The sequence below is a fragment of the Pseudomonas sp. K5002 genome (assembly GCF_013386655.1).
In the GTDB taxonomy this organism is placed as follows: Bacteria; Pseudomonadota; Gammaproteobacteria; order Pseudomonadales; family Pseudomonadaceae; genus Aquipseudomonas.
Window position 1 is genome coordinate 1 of sequence record NZ_JACARK010001132.1, and the last position, 1866, is coordinate 1866.

The following is a 1866-nucleotide window of genomic DNA, read 5'->3' on the forward strand; positions in this document are numbered from 1 at the left end:
ACCACCGCAAACCCGCGCCCAGGCTCACCGGCCCGAGCCGATTCAATCGCCGCGTTCAAGGCCAGCAGGTTGGTCTGGCTGGCGATCGACTGGATTACCAGGGTGACGCGCTGGATTTCTTCGCTGCGCTGGCTCAAGGCCTCGATCAATTGACGGCTGTCGTTGGCGCGCTGGCTGAGCTGGTGCATACGGGTGATGGACTGCGCCAGCACCTCGCGCCCTTCGGTACTGCGCTGATGGGCCTGGCTGGCCGCGCCGAGGGCCTGGCGGCTCAGTAGCGAGGTGACCTGCTCGGTACCGATCATCACTTCGGCACTGCTGACGATCTGCTTCGCCGCGCCCAATTGAGATTGCAGCCTGGCCGCCAGTTGCTTGACCGCATAGGCCACGCCCGCAGCAGACAACGCGTTATGGCTGGTGGTGTAGGAAAGGTCGCGGGTCAGCTCGCCGATGGCATCGGTGGCTTCGGACGCGGCAACGCTGGGGGTGCGATGTGTCAGGCGAGGTAGCCAGATCAGCAGCAGGGCCACCGGCAGGCACAGGTAAATCGAGAGTTGGGCGAACGCCAGGCCCAGCAGCAACAGCACCAGGGCGGTACTCTGCAGGAGCGGCGTCAACCAGCCGGGCAACTGTCGCGCCACCACGGGTGGTGACACTGCTGCGCCCATGAGAGATCCGTCTCCAGCCATGTTCGTTACCCCGCTGCTTGTCGTTATTGTGACTGCATTAGACGCCACTATGTGGCCATTATCCATGGGCCTTTAGTGGGGGGCTTGCAGCAGATCAATAAACGGGGGGAAACGGCTGTTTTCTGCTGGGAACCGGGTAACCCGGCTCCAGCAGTTCACCGCATCAGGCTTGACGCTGGTGCTTGTCGATTTGCTCGTGGCGCTCTTGCGCTTCGATGCAGTACTTGGTGGTCGGGCTGATCAGCAGGCGCTTGAGGCCGATAGGCTCGCCGCTGTCGTCGCACCAGCCGAAGGAGTCTTCCTTGATACGGCCCAGGGCCTGCTCAAGTTGCGGCAGCATGCGCTGGTCGCGGTCGATGGCGTTCACCAGCCAGGTGCGCTCTTCTTCGACAGAAGCAGCGTCGGCCGGGTCTGCCGGGGTGTCCAGGCTTTCAATGGCGATGCGGTTCTGCTCGATGCGCTCGTGGTGTTCCACTTTCATGTCCTGCAACAACTTCTCGAAAAAAGCGTGCTGCTCGGCATTCATGTAGTCATCCGCCGGCATGGCCAGCAACTTTTCCTTTGTCATTGATTTCTCTATAAAAAATACGTGCATTAAGGCGAATAAGGGAGCGTTCCGGCCGACCTCTGCAGGTCTCGGAAAGGCGCCGTCCATTTCAAGCGCCACCCGGCACTCAATTTACGAGGGGCGGCAGTCTAAGGCCGACTTGAGGGCTCAGCAACTGAAATGACAGGCATTTTTTCCAAGATAACCCGCAAAGGCACCAGGACGGGCTCGGCGAATGGTCATCGGAGTGCGTTTATAGCAAGAAATTCAGTGTTGTGGAGCTATATAGAAGACAAACGGTTAAATGTGGGAGCGGGCTTGCTCGCGAAGGCAGTGNNCCGCTCCCACATTTTGACCGATGCGGCCTTGAGGAACGTGTCAGCGCTTGAGTTTGCGCTTGTTGCGATACTGGTCGATCACCACCGCCACCACGATGATCAGGCCCTTGATGATGTCCTGGATGTAGGCATCCACGCCGACGAAGGTAAACCCGCTGGCCATCACGCCGAGAATCAACGCGCCGATCACGGTGCCGGTGATGCGCCCTACCCCGCCCGCCAGGCTGGTACCGCCGATCACCGCAGCGGCAATCGCGTCCAGCTCATAGGACATGCCCATGCCCGCCTGCCC

General features: G+C 60.6%; 3 protein-coding genes. All 3 read right to left on the reverse strand.

What is annotated here, in order from left to right; genetic code table 11:
- Nucleotides 1-668 (reverse strand): methyl-accepting chemotaxis protein (locus HX846_RS40295; protein WP_306173191.1); only part of this gene is annotated, 668 nt, incomplete at its 3' end.
- Nucleotides 669-852: 184 nt separating this feature from the next.
- The gene (locus tag HX846_RS34040) at nucleotides 853-1257 is read right to left on the reverse strand and encodes a TraR/DksA C4-type zinc finger protein (protein ID WP_003214706.1); all 405 of its coding nucleotides are present in this window, start codon (nucleotides 1255-1257) and stop codon (nucleotides 853-855) included.
- Between the two features lie 357 nt (nucleotides 1258-1614).
- Nucleotides 1615-1866, reverse strand: a 252-nt coding sequence (locus tag HX846_RS34045; protein WP_151239920.1) for an ABC transporter permease, incomplete at its 5' end; no start/stop codon positions are given.